General features: G+C 26.5%; 2 protein-coding genes. One reads left to right on the forward strand and one right to left on the reverse strand.

Features of this window, described 5'->3' with window-relative positions:
* Window positions 1-213: 213 nt before the first annotated feature.
* Entirely contained in the window at window positions 214-657 is a 444-nt protein-coding gene (locus E6248_RS15900; protein WP_316341740.1) for a hypothetical protein, read from the forward strand.
* Between the two features lie 127 nt (window positions 658-784).
* Here E6248_RS15900 and E6248_RS15905 read toward each other — a convergent pair whose 3' ends face one another.
* A complete protein-coding gene (locus E6248_RS15905; protein WP_316341741.1) occupies window positions 785-1426 on the reverse strand; it encodes an undecaprenyl diphosphate synthase family protein in 642 nt (213 codons plus the stop codon).
* Between the last annotated feature and the right edge of the window lie 104 nt (window positions 1427-1530).

Below are 1530 nucleotides of genomic sequence, written 5' to 3' on the forward strand. Positions count from 1 at the left end.
AAATATTTTAATTAGGCAATTACACCAACAACTTATATAAAAATTAAAAAATATATGCTTTCAATTTATGTAATTTACTTTTAAAACTATTTTTCACTAAAGATAAAGTAATTACTAAATATGTAGATTATTTGTTGAAACATATATATACAATATTCTTTTACATTTATATTTAGATTATTATAAACAAAAGATAGAAATGAGTGATTAATTATGTTCAATATGAGACAATGGAGCTATAGATACATTGGTTCTGGTTCATCACGAAATGTATTTGATTTAGGAAATGGATATGTTATAAAAGTTGCAAAAAATAGAGCTGGAATTGCACAAAATATGAGTGAATATAGAATCTCATCATTAGATTCTTCTGATTTATTTGCAGAAGTTATCGAAGTATCAGAATATTTTAATACATTAATAATGAGAAAAGCAGATAAGATAAGAGATTTCAGGTATATACTTGATTATTTTAAAGTTGGAAGCTATGAAGAACTATTTAGATTAAGAGAATTTCAGAATATCCAATATAAATATAATTTATTATTGAGTGATTTAATTAGAAGGAGTAGTTGGGGTATAATCAATGGAAGACCAACAATAATTGATTATGGTTTTACGAGAGAGGTTGTAGAAAAATATTACAGAATTGGTTAAGAGTAATATTCTATTGAGTATTACTCTTTTATTATAAAATTTATTATAGAATCATTTGAAGCGTACATAGGTTATTTTACGCAGCTAAAAGTGATTAAATAATTATATTTCCATAAAATTAGTTTATTTAACCACCAAGAGTCACATCTTGATCATTATACCACTCTAAGGCAGTATAGAAATCTTTAGAAGTGAAATCTGGCCAATAAGAATCTATTACATATAAATCAGAGTAAACAGACTGAACTGGCAAAAAGCCACTAAGCCTTCTTCTACCTCCCCACCTTATAATAAGGTCAATTCTAGAAATATCTTCTGAATGTATATAAGGTAAAATATGCTTTTTAGATGAATTAGATTCTTTTAACAAATTCAAGTCCCATTCCCAACCATAGTGTATTAAGAAGTTTACCTTAATACCACCAGATCCAAACTTTTGCCTAGTAGTAAATAAAAGTAACTCTTTTGGGAAATTTTTAGATTCGGTATTACCAATTACTAATATTTCACAATTTTCTTTTGTTAATATCATGACAGAGTCAATGCAAGCTTTGATAAATGCAAGCTTTTGCTCAGAAGGACGTTTTGTGTTATCTATAGTAAAACCATAGAAGGTTATTTCTTTTATATTCTCCTTCTGACAAAGTTTAAATAATTCTAGGCCGGGGGTTATCCCATATTCATATCCTTTTTCTTTTGTTAGATCATTTGATAAAGCCCAACGTCTATTACCGTCAGGAATTATTCCAACATGTTCTGGTATCCTCATATTTCCTCCATAAAGTTAAATTATATAATATATATGTTTCAATTAATAATTTACACCTATAATAGAATAAGTTTAAATATTATTTTTATACAATTACAGGAAAG

The organism is Clostridium sp. (assembly GCF_032552055.1).
Taxonomy (GTDB): domain Bacteria; phylum Bacillota; class Clostridia; order Clostridiales; family Clostridiaceae; genus Clostridium.

What these genes read in the sequence shown, in the direction of transcription:
- E6248_RS15900 (WP_316341740.1), top strand. Translation starts at nt 214, where the DNA reads ATGTTCAATATGAGACAATGGAGCTATAGATACATTGGTTCTGGTTCA.
- E6248_RS15905 (WP_316341741.1), bottom strand. Translation starts at nt 1,426, where the DNA reads ATGAGGATACCAGAACATGTTGGAATAATTCCTGACGGTAATAGACGT.